A 21,195-nucleotide genomic window follows, 5' to 3' on the forward strand; every position below is an offset into this window, starting at 1 on the left:
GGCTCCGGTTTCTGAGGGTCAGGTCCGCTTGATCGTGCGCAAGGGCTGACCGGGCTTCCAGATCTGCAGGACCAGGTACTTCTCGTCCTCGACGTAGGTCCTGACGACCTCCGTCAGCTCGGTGCGGAAGAGGTGGAACGGCTCCGGCGGTTCCACCTCTTCGCTGTATGCGGCTTTGGTGTCGGGGTCGGTGACCTCTCTCGCGTGACCGCTGATCCGGACGTCCCCACCGCCCATGGTCTGGCCCTCGCCGGGGTTCGCCTGGAGACAGAAGCGGGAGTCGCGGTGCAGGTCCCGCGCCTTCAGTGAGTCCGGCATCATGCCGAGCCAGAGCTCGCCGTGGAGGAAGCGGACCTCCAGGCCCGTCGTGCGGGGGGAGCCGTCCTTGCGGAGCGTGGCGAGGACGTGGTGGGTGAAGGCGCCGAAGCGGGCCTCGGCGGTCTTGGCCAGGTCGGGTTCCGCGGAGGTGAAAGCAGCCCAGTTCATACCGGTCAGTGTTCCGCCGATACCCGACATCTGCTGTCAGGTATCCGCTGTGTGCGTCATCTTTACAAACCACCCCTGTTCTCTTGCGCTGACCGACGGTAACTTCCGCCCCGTAAAGCAACCCAGTGCTGGAGGAGCACATGCACGAGACGCCCCTCGGGCCCACTCCGCCGATGCCGCTGCCCACCGAGAAGCTGCAGTTCGCGATGCCGCCGATGCACGACTCCGTCGAGGAGGAACGCCGGCACCGCAAGGAGCGGCTCGCCGGCGCGCTGCGGATCTTCGGCCGGCTCGGCTTCGAGGACGGGGTCTCCGGGCACATCACCGCACGCGACCCGGAGTTCACCGACTGCTTCTGGGTCAACCCCTTCGGCATGCCGTTCAAGCACGTCACCGTGAGCGACCTCGTGCTCGCCAACTCCGACGGGCAGGTGCTCGACGGCCGCTACCACGTCAACCAGGCGGCCTTCACCGTGCACTCCCAGGTGCACGCCGCCCGCCCCGACGTCGTCGCCGTCGCCCACTGCCACTCCGTGCACGGTCGGGCGCTGTCCACGCTCGGTGAGCTCCTGGACCCCCTCACCCAGGAGAGCTGCGCCTTCTACGAGGACCACGCGCTGTACGAGTCCTACACCGGGGTCGCCGTCGACGCCGACGAGGGCCGCCGGATCGCCGCCGCGCTCGGGTCCCGGAAGGCGCTGGTGCTGCGCAACCACGGGCTGCTGACCGTCGGGGACTCGGTGGACGCGGCGGCCTGGTGGTTCCTGTCGATGGAACGGTCCAGCCAGGTGCAGCTGCTCGCCCGAGCGGCGGGACGCCCGGTGTTCATCGACCACCGGGCGGCGGTGGCGACCCGGGAGCAACTGGGCGGAGATCTGGTGGCGTGGATCAACTACCAGCCGATGTGGCAGGACATCAGTCGCAGCGAGCCGGACCTGCTGAGCTAGAAACCCCGCATGAGCCAGTCACCCCGCACGAGCTAGAAGCCTCGCATGAGCTAGAAGCCTCGCATGAGCTAGAAGCCTCGCAGTACGGCGGCCTTCGTCATCGCGAACTCCTCGTCCGTGAGCACCCCGTCCCGGTGCAGCTCGCCCAACTCCCGCAGTCTGCGCAGGAGTACGTCGTGATGGTCGGCCGACGGGGGAACGGCGGACGCGGCGAGCCGCCGGGGACGGTGGCCGCGTTCGTCCTCGTCCGCCAGGTCGCCGCGGGTGGACGGGTGCGGCAGCCGGGCGGTGACCGCCGTCGCGACGAGGGCGGTGAGCAGATCGCGGCGGGTGCTGCCCCACAGGTCGAGGGCGTACGGGTCCTTCTCCGGCGGCAGTTTCGAGAAGGACGTCTCGCGGGTCACGAACCGCATGAAACCGTCCTCGTAACCGGAGTTGGGCAGCCACTCGACCTGGACCAGGTCCCCCACGTCGATGATCCGCGGACCGGTCGCGCGCTTGACGCGGTCGGAGGTGTCGGCCCAGTCGATGCGGACCTGGGTGCCGTCGAAGGAGACCGTGCCGTCGGAGGACCGCACCGAGACCGGGACCGGTGGGCCGGGCAGCAGATACGTCTTCGTCGGCTCCTTGGGGATCTGGTCGAGGAGCAGGGCGCGGCGGATCTCCTCGGCCACGTACTCGGCGACCCCGGCGCGGTCGACGTCCACGATCAGCCGATAGGGATCCGCCGGGTCCGGCAGGCGTCCGCCGGTCGCGTGCAGAAGCGGGTCCGCGCCCTCGCGCAGCCGCATCCGCAACCGGCCGCGCCTGCGTTCCGGCTCGAACGCCACACCCGAAATGGCCTCCAGGGGCACGGCGACCTCGCCGTACGTCTGCCGGAACAGCGGCACGGAGCGGTGGAGTCCCGGCGTGATTCTGACCGTTGTGCCGTCGAAGGCCCAGGTCCCGTCACGCTGGATGATCTCGGCCATACGGAAATTCTCGCAGCCGGGTCAACACGGCGGGCCCCGCTTCACCCACGCTGACCAGACCTGCCGGACGGGGATGGTGTGCCGTAGGGCACAATTCGCTGTCGCCGGGGAGTTGTCCGGGTTCTTCGTGAGGGTTGTTGGATCGTGCGGTCGGTCCGGCCGCGAGGTCATGTGGGGTCAGAGGGTCAGGTCAGAGGGTCACGAGGGTCGTGGGAAGGCAGGCGTCGGGCGTGGCGGTGCAGGAAGCGAGACAGGGCGCGGACGGGGGCGAGCCCCGGGGTGCGCACGAGGGCGGCTGCACCTGTGGGGACTGTCCGCACGGGGCACGGGCCGGGCATCGGCGCGCGGTGGCCGAATTCCTCCTGATGCGGGACGGGTTCGCGGCCGGGCAGGGGCTGCCCGCGGCCGTGGCGCACTCCGCGTCGGCCTCCCGGCAGTGGGTCTCGGAGGAACTGACCCAGTCCGCGGAGGCCGTGGCCGAGCGGGGGCGGGCGGAGGGGGCCGCCTGGCTCGCGCGACTGTGGCGGCGTACCGCGTACGGGGTGTGGGCCTCCGTCGTGGTGCTGCTCCTCGTCCAGGCGCTGACGGCCATCGGAGCGGGGTGGACCGCGGCGCGCACGGCCGGGCTGGTCGCGGCGCTCGTGGTGGCGGGGTCGCTGACCGCGGCGTCCTGGTTCCACCGGGCGCGGGGCGGGGTGCTCGCGCCGGTCATCGGTGAGGACAACCGGCTGTCCACCTCGCGGGCCGTCGCGGTGGCGTGGGTGCTGTTCGTCGCCTACGCGGTGCTGGTGCTGGTGGGTCGGCTGGCCGCGGCCTCCGACGGCCGTGAGCGGGATGCGCTGATCTCCGGACTCGAACTGGCCCGCGGCGCGGGTGTCGTGACCGTGCTGGCCGTGGTCTGCGGGATCGCCGTGCTGGTGCGGCGGGTGGTCGGGCTGCGGGTGCTCGGGCAGCGGTTGCAGAAGGTGCGGGCGGATCGGCCCCGCGCCGCCGACCTGCTGACGGACGACTCCGGGCGGGGGACCTTCGCCGACATCCAGTACGTCGTGATCGGCGCGGTCGCTCTGCTGTTCGCGGGTGTGCGACTGGCCCGGCGGCCGGATCAGTTGCCGGATCTGCCCTGGGGGCTGGCGGTGGTGGTGCTGGTGTCCGCCGCCACCTACGTGGCGGGGAAGTATGCCGAGGGCGGGCGGCCGGTGATCCTGTCCGTGGTGCGGTCGCGGGAGGCCGGGGATCTGGACGGGCCGATCCGTACCGGCGACGACATCGAGATCCGGGGCGCCGGGTTCGTGCCGCCGGGGGCCCAGCGGGCGGATCGGCTGTCCCGGATGGTGGTACGGATCGGGCCGGTGAACGTGCACGTGCCGTTGGTGCCGGTGGCCGGGGGCTTCAGCAACCCCACGGACGAGGTGCTGACCGTGCCGGTGCCGGCGGATGTGGAGCCGGGACGGGTGGAGGTGCAGGTGGTGACGGCCGCGGGGGCGGAGACGAATCGGTACGCGATCGATGTGACGGACTGAGCGGCGAGGGTTCGCGGGGTCCGGGGCGCGAAGAAACTCGACAGCGCATTGAGCACCGCAGGCCCCTTCGTGCGTATCGTCTGGTGAGGGGTCTCGGCATGCTGGTGAGAGGCGGCTCGGAGCGATGACTCACAGTTTTCGTACGGACACGCACGCCCCCTACTACGGCGAAGAACGGTCCTGGCGGGACAGCATCAGCCAGTACGCCCTGGTGCCACTGCGCATTTTCCTCGGTGTCACCTTCATCTACGCGGGCCTGGACAAGCTGACCGACAGTGCCTTCATGAAGAGCTCCGGCTCGGGTTCCGTCGGCGACATGATGCGCAGTGTCCGGGACTCCTCGGCCATCCCCGCACTGGTCGACCTGTCCCTGAAGAACCCCGTCGGCTTCGGCTATGCCATCGCCTTCGGTGAGCTCGCCGTCGGTATCGGCACCCTGCTCGGCATCCTCGCCCGCCTGGCCGCTCTGGGCGGTGCGCTGATCTCGCTCAGCCTGTGGCTGACCGTGAGCTGGGCCTCCGACCCCTACTACTACGGCAACGACCTCGCCTACCTGATGGCCTGGCTGCCCCTCGTCCTCGCGGGCGCCTCCGTGTTCTCCGTGGACGCCGCCTTGCGGGCCCGACGACGGCAGCGGGCGGGAGGTTACCGGTAGCTCCGGTCGGCGGGGCTACCGGTTGACGGGGAGCGGCGGTGGCCCGGTGCGGGGTGTCTCCGTACCGGGGAGGCGTCTTGATCAGCCGTTCCGCGCGTGATCGGCCGTCCCGCTCGTGATCGTGGACGTTCCGCTCGTGATCCGTGGCCGTTTCGCTCGTGATCAGTGGGATATGGGCGGCTGGGGCGTCTGGTCGACCTCCGGTGGTGTGTTCGTACGGCGGCTGTCGCGTCGGTTGCGGATGGCCCGGGTCAGCAGGCCCACCACGCCTGCCAGGCACAGGCCGCCCACGACCATGGGGATCACCGCGAACCACGGGGTGTCCCAGGCGTCGCCCGCGTCACCGGCGTAGGTGATGCCCGCGAGGGTCAGGAAGAATCCGGCGACCAGCTTTCCCGGCCGGAACTCATGACGCAGCACGGCTCACCTCCGCCTGGCCGATGCCGACCCGCAGATCGAGGTCGAGGGTGGCGCTGTTCTTGGCGCCCGAGGCCGGTGTCAGGGTGACCTCCTTGCGCTTGCCCGGTGCCACGTCCACGTCCTCCTGGTCGTCGCCCGGCAACTGGATGTCGCCCACGCCCACGTCGAGGACCGCCCGCACGGTCACGTCGGCCGGCACGATCACCACCAGCCGGCCCACTCCGACGTCGGCCCCGGTCGTCACCGTCCGGCCCTTCGTGAAATCGAGGTGGGACAGGTCCAGGGTGCCCACACCGGTGCCGAGTTCGTACTCCGGACGGATGTCACGCACGGCTGCCGGGGTCCAGTTCGTGCGGACCCAGTGGGTGGTGATGTCCTTCGGGAGAGCGGCCGCGGTGGCGAGCAGCCCCGCCGTGACGATCGCCAGGAAGACCGAGCCCGCTCCTGTGCGGCCCAGGAACGAGCTGATCGCTATGCCCAGGCCCAGGACGATCAGCGCGCAGGACAGACCGGTCTGCAGGCTGGTGCCCAGGGCGTGGTCCTCCCAGGTCGCTCCGGTGCCGAGGCCGCCCGCCAGCAGGGCGAGCAGGAAGACCCAGCCGCCGATCCAGCGGGGGCCGCGCGGCTTCGGCCCCTGGGTGCGGGCCACGCGGAGATCCTCGCGTCGGCTCCAGGGGGCGCCCAGGCCGATGTTGACGGCCGCCGCGATGTCGCGGTCGCGGGAGTCCCCCGGCCCCCACAGATAGCCCGTGCCGCCGACGTGGGTGCCGTCCTTGACGATGGGGTCGCGCCACCAGGACGGGTAGCCGGCGGGCACCGGCGGGGCCTGGGCCTCCGGCGGGGCGTCGGCGACGGCCTGTGCGGAAAGTGGGTCGGGGTCGGGGGTGCCGCGGTGGCGGGACCAGTACCCGGCGCCCGCGAGGAGCAGGGAGAGGACCACGGCGAAGGTCAGCACGCCGGTGTTGCTCAGCATGGTGAGGAACACCCCGCAGCCGACCAGGGCGAACAGCACGCCGGTCAGGGCCTGGCCGTCCACCCGGCCGGTGAGCAGCTTGCGCACCTCGTTCTCGTCCTCGTCGTCGTAGGGGACGAGGAGCCAGGCGAAGCCGTAGAAGATGAGGCCGATGCCGCCGGTCGCCGACAGCACGGTGAGCGTGATCCGGAAGATCACCGGATCCATGTCGTACTGCCGCCCGAGCCCGGCGCACACCCCGGCGAGCAACTTGTGCCGGCGGTCCCGCCGGAAGCGGAGGGGGGCGGTGGGCGCGTCCTCGGAGGGGGGTGTGTCCCGGGGGGTGGTGGGCGGGGCGGGGGCGTCTGTCGTGGTCCGGCCCCGGAGGGGCTCGGTGTGGGTGCCCGCCGGTGTGCCTCCTTCTTTTTCCTTCCGCGTGCCCGCGCCCGCGCCGGGGCTGGTGCCCGGGTCCGGACCTCCGCCGGATCCGGCGCCCGCGGCGTGCTGGTGATCTGTCATGTGTCCATGGTGACGGTCGCGGGGCCGCGGCGGGAGTCGGAACGACCCTGGCCGGACCCTGATATCGGCCCTGAGAAGGGGGGAGGGAAGCGTTCGGGCGGCACGCCGATCGAAGATCAGGGGAGTCTCGGGGGCCAACCCTGATGCTCCCGCACCCCGGCCGTGTGACCATCGATGGCATGCCGGAAGCCGCCACAGCGCCACTCGTCGAACCGCGGCCGCCGCGCAAGCTCTACCGCAGCAGTGACGGACGCTGGCTGGGTGGTGTGGCGCGGGGGCTCGCCGGGCATCTCGGGCTGCCCGTGATCTGGGTGCGGCTCGTCTTCGTGGGCCTGTTCATGGCGGACGGGCTCGGTGCGTTGCTGTATGCCGCGTTCTGGTTCTTCGTGCCGCTCGGCGTGGGCGGGGTCGGCGGCCAGCGGCCCCCGTCCCTGGTGTCCACCGAGACCTCGCCCGACGGCCGCCGCAGACTCGTCGCCCGCCGCCCCGACAAGGGCCAGATCGTGGCCCTGCTCCTCATGGTCGTCGTGGCCATGGTCTTCGTCGGCAATGTCAATGTGGGCAATGGTGCCAAGGCCTACCTCTGGCCGGTCGTCCTCGTCGGCGCGGGGGTCGCCCTCGTCTGGCGCCAGGCGGACAACGCCCGACGGGCCCGCTGGATGGAGGTGGGCCGCCGCCGGCGCACCCTGACACTGCTGCGTGCCGCGGGCGGAGTCCTCCTCGTCACCGCCGGTGTCTCCGGGGTCTTCGTCCTGCAGGGCTCCGCCGCCCACCTCGGGTCCGTCCTCCAGGCGGCCCTCGCGGTCCTCGTCGGGATAACGCTCCTCGCGGGGCCGTATCTCGTCCGCATGACCCAGGACCTCTCCGAGGAGCGCCTGATGCGCATCCGTGCCCAGGAGCGCGCGGAGGTCGCCGCCCACGTGCATGACTCGGTACTGCACACCCTGACCCTGATCCAGCGCAGCGCGGAGAACGCGAACGAAGTGCGCCGCCTCGCCCGCGCCCAGGAGCGCGACCTGCGCACCTGGCTGTACAAACCCGAGGGCACCGGCAAGGACGAGGCCGACGAACCCACCGACCTCGCCGACGCCGTGCGGCGCAATGCCGCCGAGGTCGAGGACAAGCACGGCGTCCCCATAGAGGTCGTGGTCGTCGGCGACTGCCCGCTCGACGAGAGAACCGGCGCGCAGATGCAGGCCGCGCGCGAGGCGATGGTCAACGCCGCCAAGTACGGTGGCGAGGGCGGCGCCGTACAGGTCTACGCCGAAGTCGAGGGCCGGACGGTCTTCGTGTCCGTCCGGGACCGGGGCCCCGGCTTCGACTTCGACTCGATACCCGCCGACCGGATGGGTGTCAGAGAATCGATCATCGGCCGCATGGAGCGCCATGGCGGCACGGCCCGGCTGCGTGCGGTGCCGGGCGGCGGCACGGAGGTCGAGCTGGAGATGGAGAGGGCGGAGAAGACGTCATGAGTGACCCCACCGGGGCGAACACGGACCCCGTAGAGCCGACGCCGGCCGGCGGCGCGGGCGAGCGGCACGTGCGCGTGGTCCTCGTCGACGACCACCGCATGTTCCGTACGGGCGTCCAGGCCGAGATCGGCCGGACCGAGGAGACCGGCGTCGAGGTGGTCGGCGAGGCCGCGGACGTCGACCAGGCCGTCACCGTCATCACCGCTACCCGCCCCGAGGTCGTCCTGCTGGACGTCCACCTCCCGGGCGGCGGCGGGGTCGAAGTGCTGCGTCGCTGCGCCCCGTTGATGGCCGACGCCGAACAGCCCGTCCGCTTCCTCGCCCTGTCCGTCTCGGACGCGGCCGAGGACGTGATCGGAGTGATCCGGGGCGGTGCGCGCGGCTATGTGACGAAGACGATCACCGGCACGGACCTCGTCGACTCCGTCTTCCGCGTCCAGGAGGGCGACGCCGTCTTCTCCCCGCGCCTGGCCGGGTTCGTCCTGGACGCCTTCGCCTCCACCGACGCCCCGCCGGTCGACGAGGACATGGACCGCCTCACCCAGCGCGAGCGGGAGGTGCTGAGGCTTATCGCGCGCGGTTACGCCTACAAGGAGATCGCCAAGCAGCTGTTCATCTCGGTGAAGACGGTCGAGTCCCATGTCTCGGCGGTGCTGCGGAAGCTGCAGCTGTCCAACCGTCACGAGCTGACCCGGTGGGCGACGGCACGGCGGCTGGTCTGACCCGAAGGCCACGCACGCTCACACCACCCGCGTGGCGCCCGCGAACGGCATCTCGTCGATCGGTGCCACCCGCACCGGCGCCGACGGGTTCGGGGCGTGGATCATCCGCCCGTCGCCGATGTAGAGACCGACGTGAGTGATGCCCGAGTAGAAGAACACCAGGTCGCCCGGGAGGAGTTCGGAGCGGGAGACGCGTTGGCCGGCACCGATCTGGGCGTAGGTCGTGCGGGGCAGGGAGATGCCCGCGGAGCGGTACGCGGCCTGGACGAGGCCCGAGCAGTCGAAGGCGTCCGGGCCGGTGGCGCCCCAGACATAGGGGCTGCCCAGTTTGGCGTAGGCGTAGGAAACGGCCGCTGCGGCACGGGAGTTGGGGGCTCCCTCGGTGGCCGCGCCGGAGGCCGTCAGTTCCTCGCGGGCGCCCGTCGTGGCCCGGGAGGCGCGGTCCCCGCCCGCCTGCGACCCCGCCCGTTCCTCGGCCGGCAGCTGGGACATCAGCCGGCGGGCCGCGCCCAGTTTGCCGGTGATCGTCTTCTTGTGGCGTTTCAGCTCCGCCTGACGCGACTTCAGCGATGCCAGCTCGATGTGCGCGGCCCCGCGCAACTGCTCGATCTCCCGCAGCTGCCGGCGTACGTTCGCCACGGAGGCGGCCTGCCGGGTACCGGCCCGTTCGACGAACTCGGCGCTGTCCAGGTACCGATCGGGGTCGTCGGTGAACGCGAGCTGCATCGCGGGGTCGAGGCCGCCGCCGCGGTACTGCGCCGCGGCGATCGTCCCCAGTGCGTCACGTGCCTCGTTGAGCTGCTCCGTCCTGCGGGCCGCCTCGTCCCGCAGGGTGCCCAGCCGGGTCTCGGCCGCCTCCGCCTTCTCTTTGGCGCCGTTGTACTTCTCGGTGGCGGCCTCGGCCTCCTGGTACAGCTGGTCCACCTTCGCCTTGACCTGCGTCGGTGTGAGCTGCGGCTCGGCGTGTCCGGTCCCGTCGAAGCCCGTCGCCGTCGCCGCCCCCGCGAGGGCGATCGTCGCTGCCGTACGGACCGTGTGGCCGCCGGCCGAGCTCCTGCGGGACTTGCGGTGCGCTGCCACGTGGACTTGCACGTCCTTTCCTCGACCGCCCGCCCGCCCCGGGCTTCACGGACGTACGAACGCCAGGGGGAGCGGCCGTACGACCCGCCCGGGGCGGTGTGCGCGTCCGGCGACGGCCTGCACAGGGGGAGCTGGCCGCCGCCGGACCTTCTCGGCGGTGGTGGCCGACTGCCGCCCCTGGCCCGGGCGGCGGTGGGGAGCCGGTCACCTGGTGGAGGACGCTAAACCCGACCGTGACGGGGAGGTAACGCGTTGTGCGGAACTGCCGCCAGGGGACCGCCGGTTGACCGAAGGTGACCGTGATCGCGGCCCGGCTCCGTCGACTTCGCGCGGTGCGCTGACCGAAGTCGGGATTCCGGGATCCCTGGCGGGTGCCGAGTGCTATGGGCCGCATATATGCAAGATCTCTCAAGGGGCCGGTGCAGGTCCCCCTCGCGGCCCGGAATAGGCTCCGGCCTCATGGACGTACTCATCCATCTCTTCGTCGGCCTGCACATCATCGGCATCGCCGCGCTGCTCGGCGGCTTCCTCACGCAGATGAAGGCGATGGGCCGGGGCACCGCCCGGTTCGTCCCCGCGATGCTGCACGGTGCCGCGACGATGCTGGTCACCGGGGTGATCCTGGTCGGTCTCAACCAGGCCGACGACCAGCACGTCAACAACATCAAGATCGGCGTGAAGCTCGCCCTGCTGATCGTGATCCTCGGCCTCGTCTATGTGAAGCGGGACGACGAGAAAGTGGACAAGAGCCTGTTCGGCCTGGTCGGCGCGCTGACCACGGCCAACGTCTTCATCGCGGTGCTGTGGACCTGACGGCGGCCCGGGCGGACTCGACCGCCCCCGCGGCGACGGCCGACCAGGCCGCCACCGAGAGCCACAGCAGCACCTCACCCGGGGTCTCGAGCCACGGGACATCCACGGTGGCGGCGACCGACAGGGTCGCCACCGCGGTCACGCCCATGGGGAACACGGTGACCCAGCGGCGCACGTCGTAGCGCGGGCGCGGGCGCACGAACTCGGCCACCAGCAGTACGGCGTACCAGGCAGGCCCAGCACCAGCAGGGCGACGGTCACCGCCCGCAGGACGCCGTGGTCGTCGTCGTTCCACAGGTACAGGCGCGCGCTGTCGGCAGTGATCAGCTGCGAGCCGGCGAGCGCCGAGAGGGCGAGCGCGCCGCCCGCGATCCACTGGTCGCCCGGTCCCTCCATCACCTGGCGCAGGTCGAAGCGGTAGAGCGCGACGCCGTAGAGGACCAGGCCGAGCCAGAACAGGACGAGCGCCGTGTGCGCGAGCCATGCCGCCGACTCGGCCGCGGCGAGCGTGGCGCCGAGGACCGCGAGGCCCTGGGTGGCCACACAGCCGAGGAACACCTCGCCGGGCCTCCGCCGCTTCCCGTTCCCGACGACGGGCACGATCAGCACCGGCCACAGCAGCGCGGACAGTGCCAGCAGCGCCTCGGCGAGGGGCTGCCGGCCGAGCGCGGAGAAGCGGGTGCCGAGGACGGTGGTCGCCGCCACGGCCGTCAGGGCGCCCGGTCTCCCGTCGTCGGCGAACCATCGCGCGCGCTCCCGCAGCAGTCGTACGGCGAAACCGGCGGCCACCCCCAGCCAGGCCGCGCAACCGATCACCAGGGCGATCCGGGACAGCGTCTCGTGGCCGGCAAGCTGGAGCCCGACCGACACGATGCCGGTCGCCATCACGGCGGCCCCGGCCGCGGGCGGGCGCCGCGTCCACCAGACGCGCAGGGGAGAGTGCGGGGAGGTACCGGACATGTGCCGATGCTAGGAAGCTCCGCGTGCCCGGCCGGCGGGGCGCGCACGCGCGCGTGCGGAAATCGCGGAAATCGCGGAAATACGCGCGGGCGAACGAGTCCCGCCCGCGCGCTGGTGACCGGCGGTGCCTCAGGCGGGGCGCACGACGCTGTGGATCGCCGACTCGCCGTCGTAGTAGATCGACTCCTCGCGGACGTACGCGCCCGGCTTGGGGGCGTGGATCATCATGCCGTTGCCGATGTAGAGGCCGACGTGGCTGATGTCGTCGTAGAAGAAGACCAGGTCACCGGGCTGGGCGTCGGCGAGGGAGACCGTGGTGCCGGCGTTGACCTGGTCGTAGGTGACGCGGGGGAGGTCGACGCCGGCGGCCTTCCAGGCGGCCTGGGTGAGGCCTGAGCAGTCGTAGGAGTCGGGCCCGGTGGCACCCCAGACGTACGGCTTGCCGATCTGGGCGCGGACGAAGGCGAGGGCTTTGGCGGCCTTGGTGGCGTACGAGGAGTCGGTCGCCGTCGACGTGCTCTCCTGCGGGGCGGCGGTCTCCTGAGCCGCCTCCTGCGCGGCCTTCTCAGCAGCCGCCTGCTGCCGCGCCAGCTCGGCCGCCTTGCGGGCCGCCTCCTCCTGCTTGCGCTTCTCGATCGCCGCGAGGCGCGCCTTCTCCTGGGCCGTCAGCTCCGACAGCATCTCGCGCGCGTCGGCGAGCTTCTTCTGGACGGTCGCCTTGGCCGTCTTCAGGTCGCTCTGCGTCTCGGTGAGCGTCTGGAGGCTCTGGGAGGCCTCCTGGCGCTTCTTCATCGTGGCGGACTGCTCGGAGACGTAGTCGTCGACCGCGCCCTTCTGGCGGTTCGTCAGACGCCCCATCAACTGTGTCTGGTCGAAGTAGTCCTGCGGAGTGTCGGCGAGCAGGAAGGTCGCCGTGCCGGAGGCCCCGGCGCCGGTGCGGTACTGGGCGGCGGCGAAGGAACCGAGCTCTTCCCGCGCCTCGTTGAGCTGCTCCGTGCGCCGGGCGACGTCGTCGAGGAGCGTGTCGACCTGCTTGCGCTGCTTGGCCGTCTTCTCCTTGGCGGCGTTGTAGGTGTCGGTCGCCGACTCGGCCTGGCGGTAGAGGTCGTCGACCTTCTTCTCCACCTCTTCGAGACTCGGCTTGTCATCGGCCGGCGCGGCGTTCGCCGACTGGGACAGCAGGGCCACGGAGGTGAGGGCGGCCGTCGCGAGGGCCGGGGTCCGTATGCCTGCTACGCGCGTACCCACGGGACGCGACTTGCGGTGCGACGCCAAGGGAGGCGACTCCTTCCAATGCTCCGCCTACCGAGTTAGCTGTCGGGTTCGGGCGGGAAGGGTTGCCCTACGGCGCTCCCGTGGGCGGGAGTCGGCCGATTCACCCCAAGGTCGGTGGGTCCCCGGCTCCGGGCGCGCGGCGGCGCTGCGGACTCGGCGGAGGCCGTGCGGCCCGGCGACGTTCGCCGGAGGGGGTCGTACGGCCTGCCCGGAACGGTAGCCAACGGGTGTGGCCTCTGTGAAGGTTGATGTTCGATATGCCCGATACATTTTCGTGACCCTGGACTCGGGTGTCGCTCCGCGTGGCCCATCCGGTGTGATCTGTGACGACTTGCAGGTCTGGAAGATCATCGGGTTCTGATCCGAGGGGATGTTCTCAGGGCGGCGGCGGTGTGTCAGTGGGGCACCCTAGACTCGGAGAGCGATGAGCAGCCTCTTTGACGACAGCTTCCTGGCGGACCTCCAGGCCCCTAGGGCCCACGGGGAAGAACCGCCGCCGCCCGAGGACGAGCACGTACCGGAACCCGTTCCGGACGACCTGTTCGGTGGGAAGTTCGACGCGCCCCCGGACCGGGACGCGTACTACCGCGACGGCGCCCCCCGCCCGGTGGTGGACCCCGCCGCGCTCCTGGACGGGCTGAACGAGAACCAGCGCGCGGCCGTGGTGCACTCCGGCACCCCGCTGCTCATCGTGGCCGGCGCCGGCTCCGGCAAGACCCGGGTGCTCACCCACCGCATCGCCCATCTCCTCGGCGAGCGCCACGTCCACCCGGGCCAGATCCTCGCGATCACCTTCACCAACAAGGCCGCGGGCGAGATGAAGGAGCGCGTCGAACACCTCGTCGGCCCGCGCGCGAACGCGATGTGGGTGATGACCTTCCACAGCGCATGCGTGCGGATCCTGCGCAGGGAGTCGAAGAAGCTCGGCTTCACCTCCTCCTTCTCGATCTACGACGCCGCCGACAGCAAGCGCCTGATGGCTCTGGTCTGCCGCGACCTGGACCTCGACCCCAAGCGCTACCCGCCGAAGTCCTTCAGCGCCAAGATCAGCAACCTGAAGAACGAGCTGATCGACGAGGAGGACTTCGCCGCCCAGGCCACCGACGGTTTCGAGAAGACCCTCGCCCAGGCCTATGCCATGTACCAGTCGCGGCTGCGCGAGGCGAACGCCCTCGACTTCGACGACCTGATCATGACCACGGTCAACCTGCTCCGGGCGTTCCCCGATGTCGCCGAGCACTACCGCCGCCGCTTCCGGCACGTCCTCGTCGACGAGTACCAGGACACCAACCACGCGCAGTACGCGCTGGTCAGGGAGCTGGTCGGGACCTCCGAGCACCCGGTGGACGTACCGCCGAGCGAGCACGACCTGCCGCCCGCCGAACTCTGCGTCGTGGGCGACGCCGACCAGTCGATCTACGCCTTCCGCGGCGCGACCATCCGCAACATCCTCCAGTTCGAGGAGGACTACCCGGACGCGACGACGATCCTCCTCGAGCAGAACTACCGCTCCACCCAGACGATCCTCACCGCCGCCAACGCCGTCATCGAGCGCAACGAGTCCCGCCGCCCCAAGAACCTGTGGACCAACGCGGGCGCGGGTGCGCGCATCACCGGCTATGTCGCCGACACCGAGCACGACGAGGCGCAGTTCGTCGCCGACGAGATAGACCGTCTCACCGACGCGGGCGACGCGAAGGCCGGTGACGTGGCCGTCTTCTACCGTACGAACGCCCAGTCCCGTGTCTTCGAAGAGGTCTTCATCCGCGTCGGCCTGCCCTACAAGGTCGTCGGCGGCGTCCGCTTCTACGAGCGCAAGGAGGTCCGGGACGTCCTGGCCTACCTGCGCGTCCTCGCCAACCCGGAGGACTCCGTGCCGCTGCGCCGGATCCTCAACGTCCCCAAGCGCGGCATCGGCGACCGTGCCGAGGCGATGATCGACGCCCTGTCCCAGCGCGAGAAGATCAGCTTCCCGCAGGCACTCAAGCGCGTCGACGAGGCGTACGGCATGGCCGCGCGCTCCACCAACGCCGTGAAACGGTTCAACGTGCTGATGGAGGAGCTCCGGACCATCGTCGAGTCCGGCGCGGGCCCGGCGACCGTCCTGGAGGCGGTCCTCGAACGCACCGGCTATCTCGCCGAGTTGCAGGCCTCCACCGACCCCCAGGACGAGACCCGCATCGAGAACCTCCAGGAACTCGCCGCCGTGGCCCTGGAGTTCGAGCAGGAGACCGGCGAGGGCGAGGCCCCGGCCGGGCTCGCCGCATTCCTGGAGCGGGTCGCGCTCGTCGCGGACTCCGACCAGATCCCCGACGAGGACCAGGACGGCTCCGGCGTCATCACCCTGATGACCCTGCACACCGCCAAGGGCCTGGAGTTCCCGGTCGTCTTCCTCACCGGCATGGAGGACGGCGTCTTCCCGCACATGCGCGCCCTCGGCCAGCCCAAGGAGCTGGAGGAGGAGCGGCGCCTCGCCTACGTCGGCATCACGCGCGCGCGTGAGCGGCTGTATCTGACCCGGTCCGCCCTGCGCAGCGCGTGGGGGCAGCCGTCGTACAACCCGCCCTCCCGCTTCCTGGAGGAGATCCCGGCACAGCATGTGGACTGGAAGCGCACAGGGGCGGCCGGTGCTCCCGCGGGACCGGTCTCGGGGGTCGCCGCCTCGTTGTCGTCTTCCCGTTCCCGCTCCTCGGCGTCGGGCGCGTCCGGTTTCGCGACGCGCAGGACCTCGGAGAAGCCGGTGGTGGCGCTGGCCGTCGGCGACCGTGTCACCCACGACCAGTTCGGGCTCGGCACGGTGGTCGGGGTGAAGGGCACGGGGGCGAACGCCGAGGCGACGATCGACTTCGGGGAAGCGAAGCCGAAGCGGCTGCTGCTGCGGTACGCGCCGGTGGAGAAGCTGTAGCCCCGGAAGGGGGCTGGGCCCGAAGGGTTACGTCGGGTCCAGCCCGTGGCTGCGCAGCCACGGAAGCGGGTCTATGGCCGAACCGCCCGCCGGGTGCACCTCGAAGTGCAGATGGGGGCCGGTCGAGTTGCCGGAATTGCCGGAGTACGCGATCGGGTCGCCGGCCTTGACCGTCGTACCGGAGGCGACGCGGTAGCTGGAGAGGTGGCAGTACCACGTCTCGGTGCCGTCCTTCGCCGTCACGACCATCATGTTGCCGTACGCGCTGTTCCACTGCGTCCGGACGGTGCCGTCGGTCGCGGCCATCACCGTCGTGCCGTACGACACCGGGAAGTCGATGCCGGTGTGGACGGACATCCAGTTGATGCCGGCCTGACCGAAGTAGGCGCTGAGACCCCGCTGCTCGACCGGAAGGGCGAACTTCGGGCGCAGCCGCTCCTTGCGGGCCGCCTCCTCCGCCGCCTTCCTCTTCTCGGCCACCTGCTGGGCCTTGAGGTCGATGCGCTCCTGCGTGCGGCTGGCCCGATCGGCGAAGTCGTCGGCACCGGCCGAGAGGCTCTTGAGCTGGGTGTCCAGCTTGTTGTTCGCGATGGCCGGCTTGACGGCGGTCGGGTCCGCGAGGGTCGTCGAGGTCTCCTGGCCATCGCCGGTCAGCGTGCCGACCGAGGCTGCGGCGATCCCGGCGACCCCCATGACACACGCCGAGGGGACGGCGATCGTCAGCAGCGCGGAGCGCTTGGCGGGCATACGGCGGCGGGAGCGATTGGCGTTGCGCGCGGCCACGCGGGAGCCCTGGGCGGGGATCGGCGCCGGACCGGCCTCTTCCTGGTCGTCGAGGAGGGGGGCGTCGGCGTCGTGGACGGCGGGCATCTCGCCGGTGGCCGTGGTGGCCGTCGACTCGCCGTCGTGCGGGGCGTGTTCGGCGTAGGCGTCGCCGTGCGGATTCGCCTCGCCGTACGCGTGGTTCTCGCCGTACGCGTGAGCCTCGTCGTAGGTGTGGTTCTCGCCGTACGCGACCTGCTCGAACGTGGCCGTCGCCTGCGGATCGGCCGCCGTGCCCTCGGAGTTCCACTGGGTGGCGTCGTACGCCCCGGTGTCGAAGGCCTGCGTGCCCCATTCCCATTGCTGGGTCTGGTCGGCCGGGCCCGCGGACCGGTCCGGCTGGTTCCAGGTGTTCGCGTCCCACTGTCCGCTGTGGTCGGTGCTGCCCGACTGCGGAGGGATCACGGAGAGCAGCTGGTGGTCCGCGCCGCCCCACTGTGTGGCGTCGTACGCGCCGGTGTCGTAGGCGGCGTGGTGCTGGGCCGCGTACATGTCGTAGTTCAGGGTCTGATGGCCGCCCGTGGTCCACGTCGAGGCGTCGTACGAACCGGTGCCGTCGCCCGGCATGTCGCCGAAGAGCGGGTCGGTCTCGAAGCTGCCGGTGGCGTGCGCGTCGGCGGTGCCCGCGGCGCCTGTGGCGTCGAAACCAGTGGCGTCATAGCCGCCGTACGTGGTGAAGTCGCCGTGCTGGGCTTCCTGGGTGCCGTACGACGCGTAGTGCGACGAGTCGGCGTCGGAAGCCGGAGTCGGGGTGGTCATGGTCCCCGACGGATGACGGTCGTTCACCAACTTCTCTTTCGCCTCGACAACAGGGGCTGCCAGAGCAGTGCGGTGACTGTACCCGGCGGTATGCGGGCGCGACAATCTTCAACTGGTTTCGGGCGCGCAGGAAACGGGCATTCGGCCGTGATTCGGGGGACTGTGGGCGTGACCTTGGCCTTGTGTTCGAAGATTGTTCGATGTCGGTTCGCGGTCCGACGGCTGTCGAGGAACTGTTGGCGGCCTGTGTCCGGTGGTCGATACGACCGTTACGCCACGGTCAGTCCCCCGGCCCGGCCGGCCGTCTCCTCCCCGGCCCGCGCGGTGTCGAGCACCTGCCGTATGCCGGTCGCCACGGCGGGGTGCACGGGCAGGGCGAGATGTCCGATCCCGCTCACCCGGACGTTCTGCGCCATCAGGTCCGCGTGGTCGATGCAGGCGGTCTCCAGCGGGTCCATCAGGTGGTCGAGGTCGCTCCAGAAACTGACGAAGTGCGTACGGCAGCCCGGGGCCGGACGGGTGAGCTCCTCGAGCAGATCCGAGCCGGGGCGCATCTGGCGCACGATCGGGTGCGCGTTCGCCAGTGGCGCCACCCGGGTGCCGGAGTGCGGGGTGCCGAGCGTCACCAGCGTGCGGACCCGGGAGTCGCCGCCGAGGCGCTGCACGTAGTACCGCGCGATCAGGCCGCCGAGGCTGTGCCCGACGATGTCGACCCGCTCGCTGCCCGTGCGCTCGCAGATGCCCTCTATGTGCCGGCCGAGCAGCTCCGCCGCGGCACGGATGTCGCAGGTGAGCGGGGAGTAGTTGAGCGACTCGACCTGCTGCCTGCCGTGCTGGGCGAGGCTGCGGCGCAGGAGCACGAAGACCGAGCGGTTGTCGATGAAACCGTGCAGCAGCACGACCGGCGGCTTCGCCTCCGTCGGCAGCTGTGCCGCGCCGTCCTCGGGCGAGGGTAGCGGGGGGAGGGGGGAGCGGCGCTCCTGGGCGATGCCGGAGGGATAGAGGAGGAGATGCCCCGCGAGGATCGCCAGCTCGAGCGCGGTCGCCTTCAGGAGGGCCAGGGAGAGTCCCGCCAGCCTGCCGGGAAGCAGACGCTGGCAGAGCGGGAGAAACGGCAGCGGCGCCTTGGTGACCTTCATGGCCGACCTCCTGTCGGCACACGGGAGGACAGCTCCGTCCCCCGTGTGCGCTCATGGGAAGGCGCGGCGGAGGTCGTCGTCGACGCGGCACGAGTGGGGCGCGGGGGATGGGTGCGGCGGGCGGCGCGAGGTTCCGGGACGGCTGCCGATGCTGGCGAAGCCGACGGAACGGGTGGAACGGATGGAACCGGTAGTGCTGGTGATGTCGCAGATGTGAGTAGTGATGATGATGGTGCTGCGCCGGTGACGTGACGAGCCGCCCTGTCGGTGTGGCGACGAGGCTCCCCGCTGTCGTGCCTTACCTGTCCTACGTGCCCTTCGTGCCGTCGCCGGCGCGCCGCACCACCGTGGCGCGCGGCCTGCGGCGCGGCGGTGCGGCGACCTCGTTGCGGCTCCCGAACGTGTCCCACGTGTGATTTTCCCCCTCGGCGCCCGCCGCGAAACTGCACGGTGCGTGATGGTGGCGATAACGTTCGTTCACATTCCCGGTCTGTGCGGTACTAGTCGGTAGGAATGGGCAGAGGAACGGACGCAGTCGCTTCATGGAGGCAGTGATGGGTGTGCCAGCCGGTCCGATCCGCGTGGTGGTGGCCAAGCCGGGGCTCGACGGTCACGATCGTGGAGCCAAGGTGATCGCGAGAGCGCTGCGCGACGCGGGCATGGAGGTCATCTACACCGGCCTCCACCAGACCCCGGAGCAGATCGTCCACACCGCGATCCAGGAGGACGCCGACGCGATCGGCCTCTCCATCCTCTCCGGGGCCCACAACACGTTGTTCGCCGCGGTGATCGACCTGCTCAAGGAGCGGGAGGCCGAGGACATCCTGGTGTTCGGCGGCGGGATCATCCCGGAGGCGGACATCCCTCCGCTGAAGGAGAAGGGCGTCGCCGAGATCTTCACGCCGGGGGCGACGACTCGGTCGATCGTGGACTGGGTCCGGGAGAACGTGCGGCAGCCTGTGTAGCCGCTGCGCTTGGCTTGAGCGGGACGAGTGGTTCTGGGTGCGTTGTCGGGTGCAGGTGCGTAGCCGCTGCGCTCGGCTTCGGGGGACGAGTGGTTCGAGGTGTGTTGTCGGGTGCAGGTGCGTTGTGGCTGGTCGCGCAGTTCCCCGCGCCCCTAGGTAGTCTCGGCCGCTGTCCGCTGTCCGCTGTCCACCGGTGCTACGCCGCCCCCAGCTCCTCCGCCATCGCCGCCCGCAGCCGCAAGGTTGTCACCAGGCGCTGGAACGCCTCCGCCCAGTAGCCGCCCGCCCCGGGACTCGCGTCCTCCCCCTCGTCCGGTACCGCCATCAGTCCCTCCAGCCGTCCCGCCTCGGCCGGATCGAGACACCGCTCCGCCAGGCCCATCACCCCGCTGAAACTCCACGGATAACTCCCCGCGTCCCGTGCGATGTTGAGCGCGTCGACCACCGCCCGTCCGAGCGGCGCGGCCCACGGCACCCCGCACACCCCGAGCAGCTGGAACGCCTCGGACAATCCGTGGGTCGCGATGAACGCCGCGACCCACTCGGCCCGTTCGGCGGAGCCCAGCGTGCTCAGCAGCCTGGCCCGCTCGGCCAGTGACACCGCCCCCGGGCCCCCGGCCTCCGGCGCCGCGGGTGTCCCGAGCAGCGCCCGTGCCCACCCGGCGTCCCGCTGGCGTACGGCTGCCCGGCACCACGCCGCATGCAGTTCGTTCCGCCAGTCGTCCGCGACCGGCAGCGACACGATCTCCTCGGGCGTCCGCCCACCGAGCCGCCCCGGCCACACCCCCAGCGGCGCCGCCTCCACCAACTGCCCGAACCACCACGAACGTTCCCCCCGCCCCGAGGGCGCCTTCGCTACGACGCCGTCGCGCTCCATGCCAGAGTCGCACTCGTGCGGCGCCTCCACGACGATCGTCGGCCTGTCCAGGGTGTGGTCGACGGCCACGCACGCCCCGGCCCTGACCGCCATCCGCGCCGCCAGCGCCGAATCCGGCAGCGCAGACAGCAACTCCGCCGCCGTGGCCCGTACGTTGCGGCTCCGGTCGGCCAGCGCCTGCTCCAGGAACGGCTCGTCGTCCGCCCCCAGACCGGTCCGCAACGAGTCGAGGAACATCAGCCGGTCCTCGGCCCGCTCGGTCGCCCAGGTCGTCGCGAGCAACTCGCGCGCGGCGGCGGGCTCCCGGGCACGTATCGCCGAAAGGAGGGCCACCCGCTCGGCGAACAGCCCTTCCTCCCAGAGCCGTCGGACGCCCGCGGTGTCCTGCGGCGACGGCAGGGCTGTTCCGCCGCCGGGTGTCGCTCGCAGGGCGAACCGCCAGTCCGGGTTCAGCCGGGCGAGCCAGGTGGCACGCGAACCCGCGAACGCCAGCGCCGCCGGCCGCAGATCCGTACGCCCCCGGGCCGCGTCCAGCAGGGCGGGCAGCAGCTGCGGGGGCGCCGCGTAACCGCGGGCGTTCGCCGTCGCCAGCCACTGCGGCAGCAGCTCCATCAGATCCGGTGCCGTACCCCTGCGGCCGCCGCCGCCCGTGCCCGGCCGGTCGGCGAGCAGCATTGCGAGTCTGCGGGCCGCCGCCGCGGGCAGCGGAGGGCGCGTGTCCTCGGGCGCCGGCTGCGGCCGCTGTGCCGCGCGCGCGGGCCGCAGCCCGGCCCGCCGCCGTACGGTCTCCACGGCCGCCGCGTCCAGCAATGCCACCGGTGCCTCGGGACCGGGCGCGACGCAGGGCGGCGTACGGCGTGCGGTGCCGAGCAGCGCCGAGGTGACGAGCTCCTCCCAGGCGTCCGGCGCGGGAGCGGAGATCTTGTCCATGGGGTT

The 21,195-nt window shown here is 71.3% G+C and carries 17 protein-coding genes, 1 pseudogene and 1 riboswitch; of the genes and pseudogenes, 8 read left to right on the forward strand and 10 right to left on the reverse strand.

The genetic code is table 11. The features are described from left to right. Positions 1–18: 18 nt before the first annotated feature. Complete coding sequence (locus ACIBJB_RS37155; protein ID WP_398937518.1) at positions 19–486, reverse strand: pyridoxamine 5'-phosphate oxidase family protein; 468 nt, start codon at positions 484–486, stop codon at positions 19–21. Between the two features lie 140 nt (positions 487–626). On the opposite strand from ACIBJB_RS37155, the gene ACIBJB_RS37160 reads away from it, so the two are divergent. After that, positions 627–1,433 (forward strand): class II aldolase/adducin family protein, encoded by an 807-nt coding sequence (locus tag ACIBJB_RS37160; protein WP_398937520.1) that lies wholly within the window; start codon positions 627–629, stop codon positions 1,431–1,433. 68 nt (positions 1,434–1,501) lie between these two features. On the opposite strand, the gene ACIBJB_RS37165 is transcribed toward ACIBJB_RS37160, so the two are convergent. Continuing rightward, the gene (locus tag ACIBJB_RS37165; protein ID WP_398937522.1) at positions 1,502–2,404 is read right to left on the reverse strand and encodes a DUF4429 domain-containing protein; all 903 of its coding nucleotides are present in this window, start codon (positions 2,402–2,404) and stop codon (positions 1,502–1,504) included. A 230-nt stretch (positions 2,405–2,634) separates the two neighbouring features. On the opposite strand from ACIBJB_RS37165, the gene ACIBJB_RS37170 reads away from it, so the two are divergent. Together ACIBJB_RS37170 and ACIBJB_RS37175 are read left to right on the forward strand one after the other, a co-directional pair. Continuing rightward, positions 2,635–3,924 carry a hypothetical protein gene (locus tag ACIBJB_RS37170; RefSeq protein ID WP_398937524.1) on the forward strand — a complete coding sequence of 430 codons (1,290 nt, stop codon included), beginning with the start codon at positions 2,635–2,637 and terminating at the stop codon, positions 3,922–3,924. A 124-nt stretch (positions 3,925–4,048) separates the two neighbouring features. Continuing rightward, entirely contained in the window at positions 4,049–4,579 is a 531-nt protein-coding gene (locus ACIBJB_RS37175) for a DoxX family protein (protein ID WP_398937526.1), read from the forward strand. A 162-nt stretch (positions 4,580–4,741) separates the two neighbouring features. On the opposite strand, the gene ACIBJB_RS37180 is transcribed toward ACIBJB_RS37175, so the two are convergent. Both ACIBJB_RS37180 and ACIBJB_RS37185 read right to left on the reverse strand, forming a co-directional pair. After that, a complete protein-coding gene (locus ACIBJB_RS37180) occupies positions 4,742–4,999 on the reverse strand; it encodes a hypothetical protein (RefSeq protein WP_398937528.1) in 258 nt (85 codons plus the stop codon). Continuing rightward, positions 4,986–6,470 carry a PspC domain-containing protein gene (locus ACIBJB_RS37185; protein WP_398937530.1) on the reverse strand — a complete coding sequence of 495 codons (1,485 nt, stop codon included), beginning with the start codon at positions 6,468–6,470 and terminating at the stop codon, positions 4,986–4,988. The genes ACIBJB_RS37180 and ACIBJB_RS37185 overlap by 14 nt, the downstream gene beginning before the upstream one ends. A gap of 179 nt (positions 6,471–6,649) precedes the next feature. Here ACIBJB_RS37185 and ACIBJB_RS37190 point away from each other — a divergent pair, with 179 nt between their 5' ends. Both ACIBJB_RS37190 and ACIBJB_RS37195 read left to right on the forward strand, forming a co-directional pair. Then, the gene (locus ACIBJB_RS37190; protein ID WP_398937532.1) at positions 6,650–7,942 is read left to right on the forward strand and encodes a PspC domain-containing protein; all 1,293 of its coding nucleotides are present in this window, start codon (positions 6,650–6,652) and stop codon (positions 7,940–7,942) included. Beyond that, the gene (locus ACIBJB_RS37195; RefSeq protein ID WP_328640460.1) at positions 7,939–8,664 is read left to right on the forward strand and encodes a response regulator transcription factor; all 726 of its coding nucleotides are present in this window, start codon (positions 7,939–7,941) and stop codon (positions 8,662–8,664) included. Before ACIBJB_RS37190 ends, ACIBJB_RS37195 begins: the two co-directional genes overlap by 4 nt. An 18-nt stretch (positions 8,665–8,682) precedes the next feature. On the opposite strand, the gene ACIBJB_RS37200 is transcribed toward ACIBJB_RS37195, so the two are convergent. Further along, positions 8,683–9,744, reverse strand: a complete 1,062-nt coding sequence (locus ACIBJB_RS37200; RefSeq protein ID WP_398937820.1) for an NlpC/P60 family protein — start codon at positions 9,742–9,744, stop codon at positions 8,683–8,685. Between the two features lie 459 nt (positions 9,745–10,203). Between ACIBJB_RS37200 and ACIBJB_RS37205 the strand changes: the two genes are divergently transcribed. Continuing rightward, positions 10,204–10,557 carry a hypothetical protein gene (locus tag ACIBJB_RS37205; protein WP_398937534.1) on the forward strand — a complete coding sequence of 118 codons (354 nt, stop codon included), beginning with the start codon at positions 10,204–10,206 and terminating at the stop codon, positions 10,555–10,557. Here ACIBJB_RS37205 and ACIBJB_RS37210 read toward each other — a convergent pair. Together ACIBJB_RS37210 and ACIBJB_RS37215 are read right to left on the reverse strand one after the other, a co-directional pair. Then, a pseudogene (locus ACIBJB_RS37210) lies at positions 10,535–11,517 on the reverse strand (tellurite resistance/C4-dicarboxylate transporter family protein). The gene ACIBJB_RS37205 and the pseudogene ACIBJB_RS37210 overlap by 23 nt on opposite strands. A gap of 129 nt (positions 11,518–11,646) precedes the next feature. Beyond that, positions 11,647–12,792 (reverse strand): NlpC/P60 family protein, encoded by a 1,146-nt coding sequence (locus tag ACIBJB_RS37215; protein ID WP_398937536.1) that lies wholly within the window; start codon positions 12,790–12,792, stop codon positions 11,647–11,649. Between the two features lie 7 nt (positions 12,793–12,799). Then, positions 12,800–12,961, reverse strand: a riboswitch (cyclic di-AMP (ydaO/yuaA leader). A 255-nt stretch (positions 12,962–13,216) separates the two neighbouring features. Between ACIBJB_RS37215 and pcrA the strand changes: the two genes are divergently transcribed. Beyond that, positions 13,217–15,697, forward strand: coding sequence for a DNA helicase PcrA (gene pcrA, locus ACIBJB_RS37220; protein ID WP_398937538.1), 2,481 nt, complete (start codon positions 13,217–13,219; stop codon positions 15,695–15,697). 27 nt (positions 15,698–15,724) lie between these two features. Here the strand turns inward: pcrA and ACIBJB_RS37225 are convergent, their stop codons facing one another. Further along, a complete protein-coding gene (locus ACIBJB_RS37225) occupies positions 15,725–17,278 on the reverse strand; it encodes a M23 family metallopeptidase (RefSeq protein WP_398937822.1) in 1,554 nt (517 codons plus the stop codon). 269 nt (positions 17,279–17,547) lie between these two features. Then, positions 17,548–18,417, reverse strand: coding sequence for a lipase family alpha/beta hydrolase (locus tag ACIBJB_RS37230; protein ID WP_398937540.1), 870 nt, complete (start codon positions 18,415–18,417; stop codon positions 17,548–17,550). A gap of 554 nt (positions 18,418–18,971) precedes the next feature. Between ACIBJB_RS37230 and ACIBJB_RS37235 the strand changes: the two genes are divergently transcribed. Next, entirely contained in the window at positions 18,972–19,382 is a 411-nt protein-coding gene (locus ACIBJB_RS37235) for a cobalamin B12-binding domain-containing protein (protein ID WP_398937542.1), read from the forward strand. Positions 19,383–19,578: 196 nt separating this feature from the next. Here the strand turns inward: ACIBJB_RS37235 and ACIBJB_RS37240 are convergent, their stop codons facing one another. Next, on the reverse strand, positions 19,579–21,189 hold the full coding sequence (locus tag ACIBJB_RS37240) for a DUF5691 domain-containing protein (RefSeq protein ID WP_398937544.1): 1,611 nt from the start codon (positions 21,187–21,189) through the stop codon (positions 19,579–19,581). Positions 21,190–21,195 lie beyond the last annotated feature (6 nt).

The organism is Streptomyces sp. NPDC050759 (assembly GCF_044456945.1).
Taxonomy (GTDB): Bacteria; Actinomycetota; Actinomycetes; order Streptomycetales; family Streptomycetaceae; genus Streptomyces.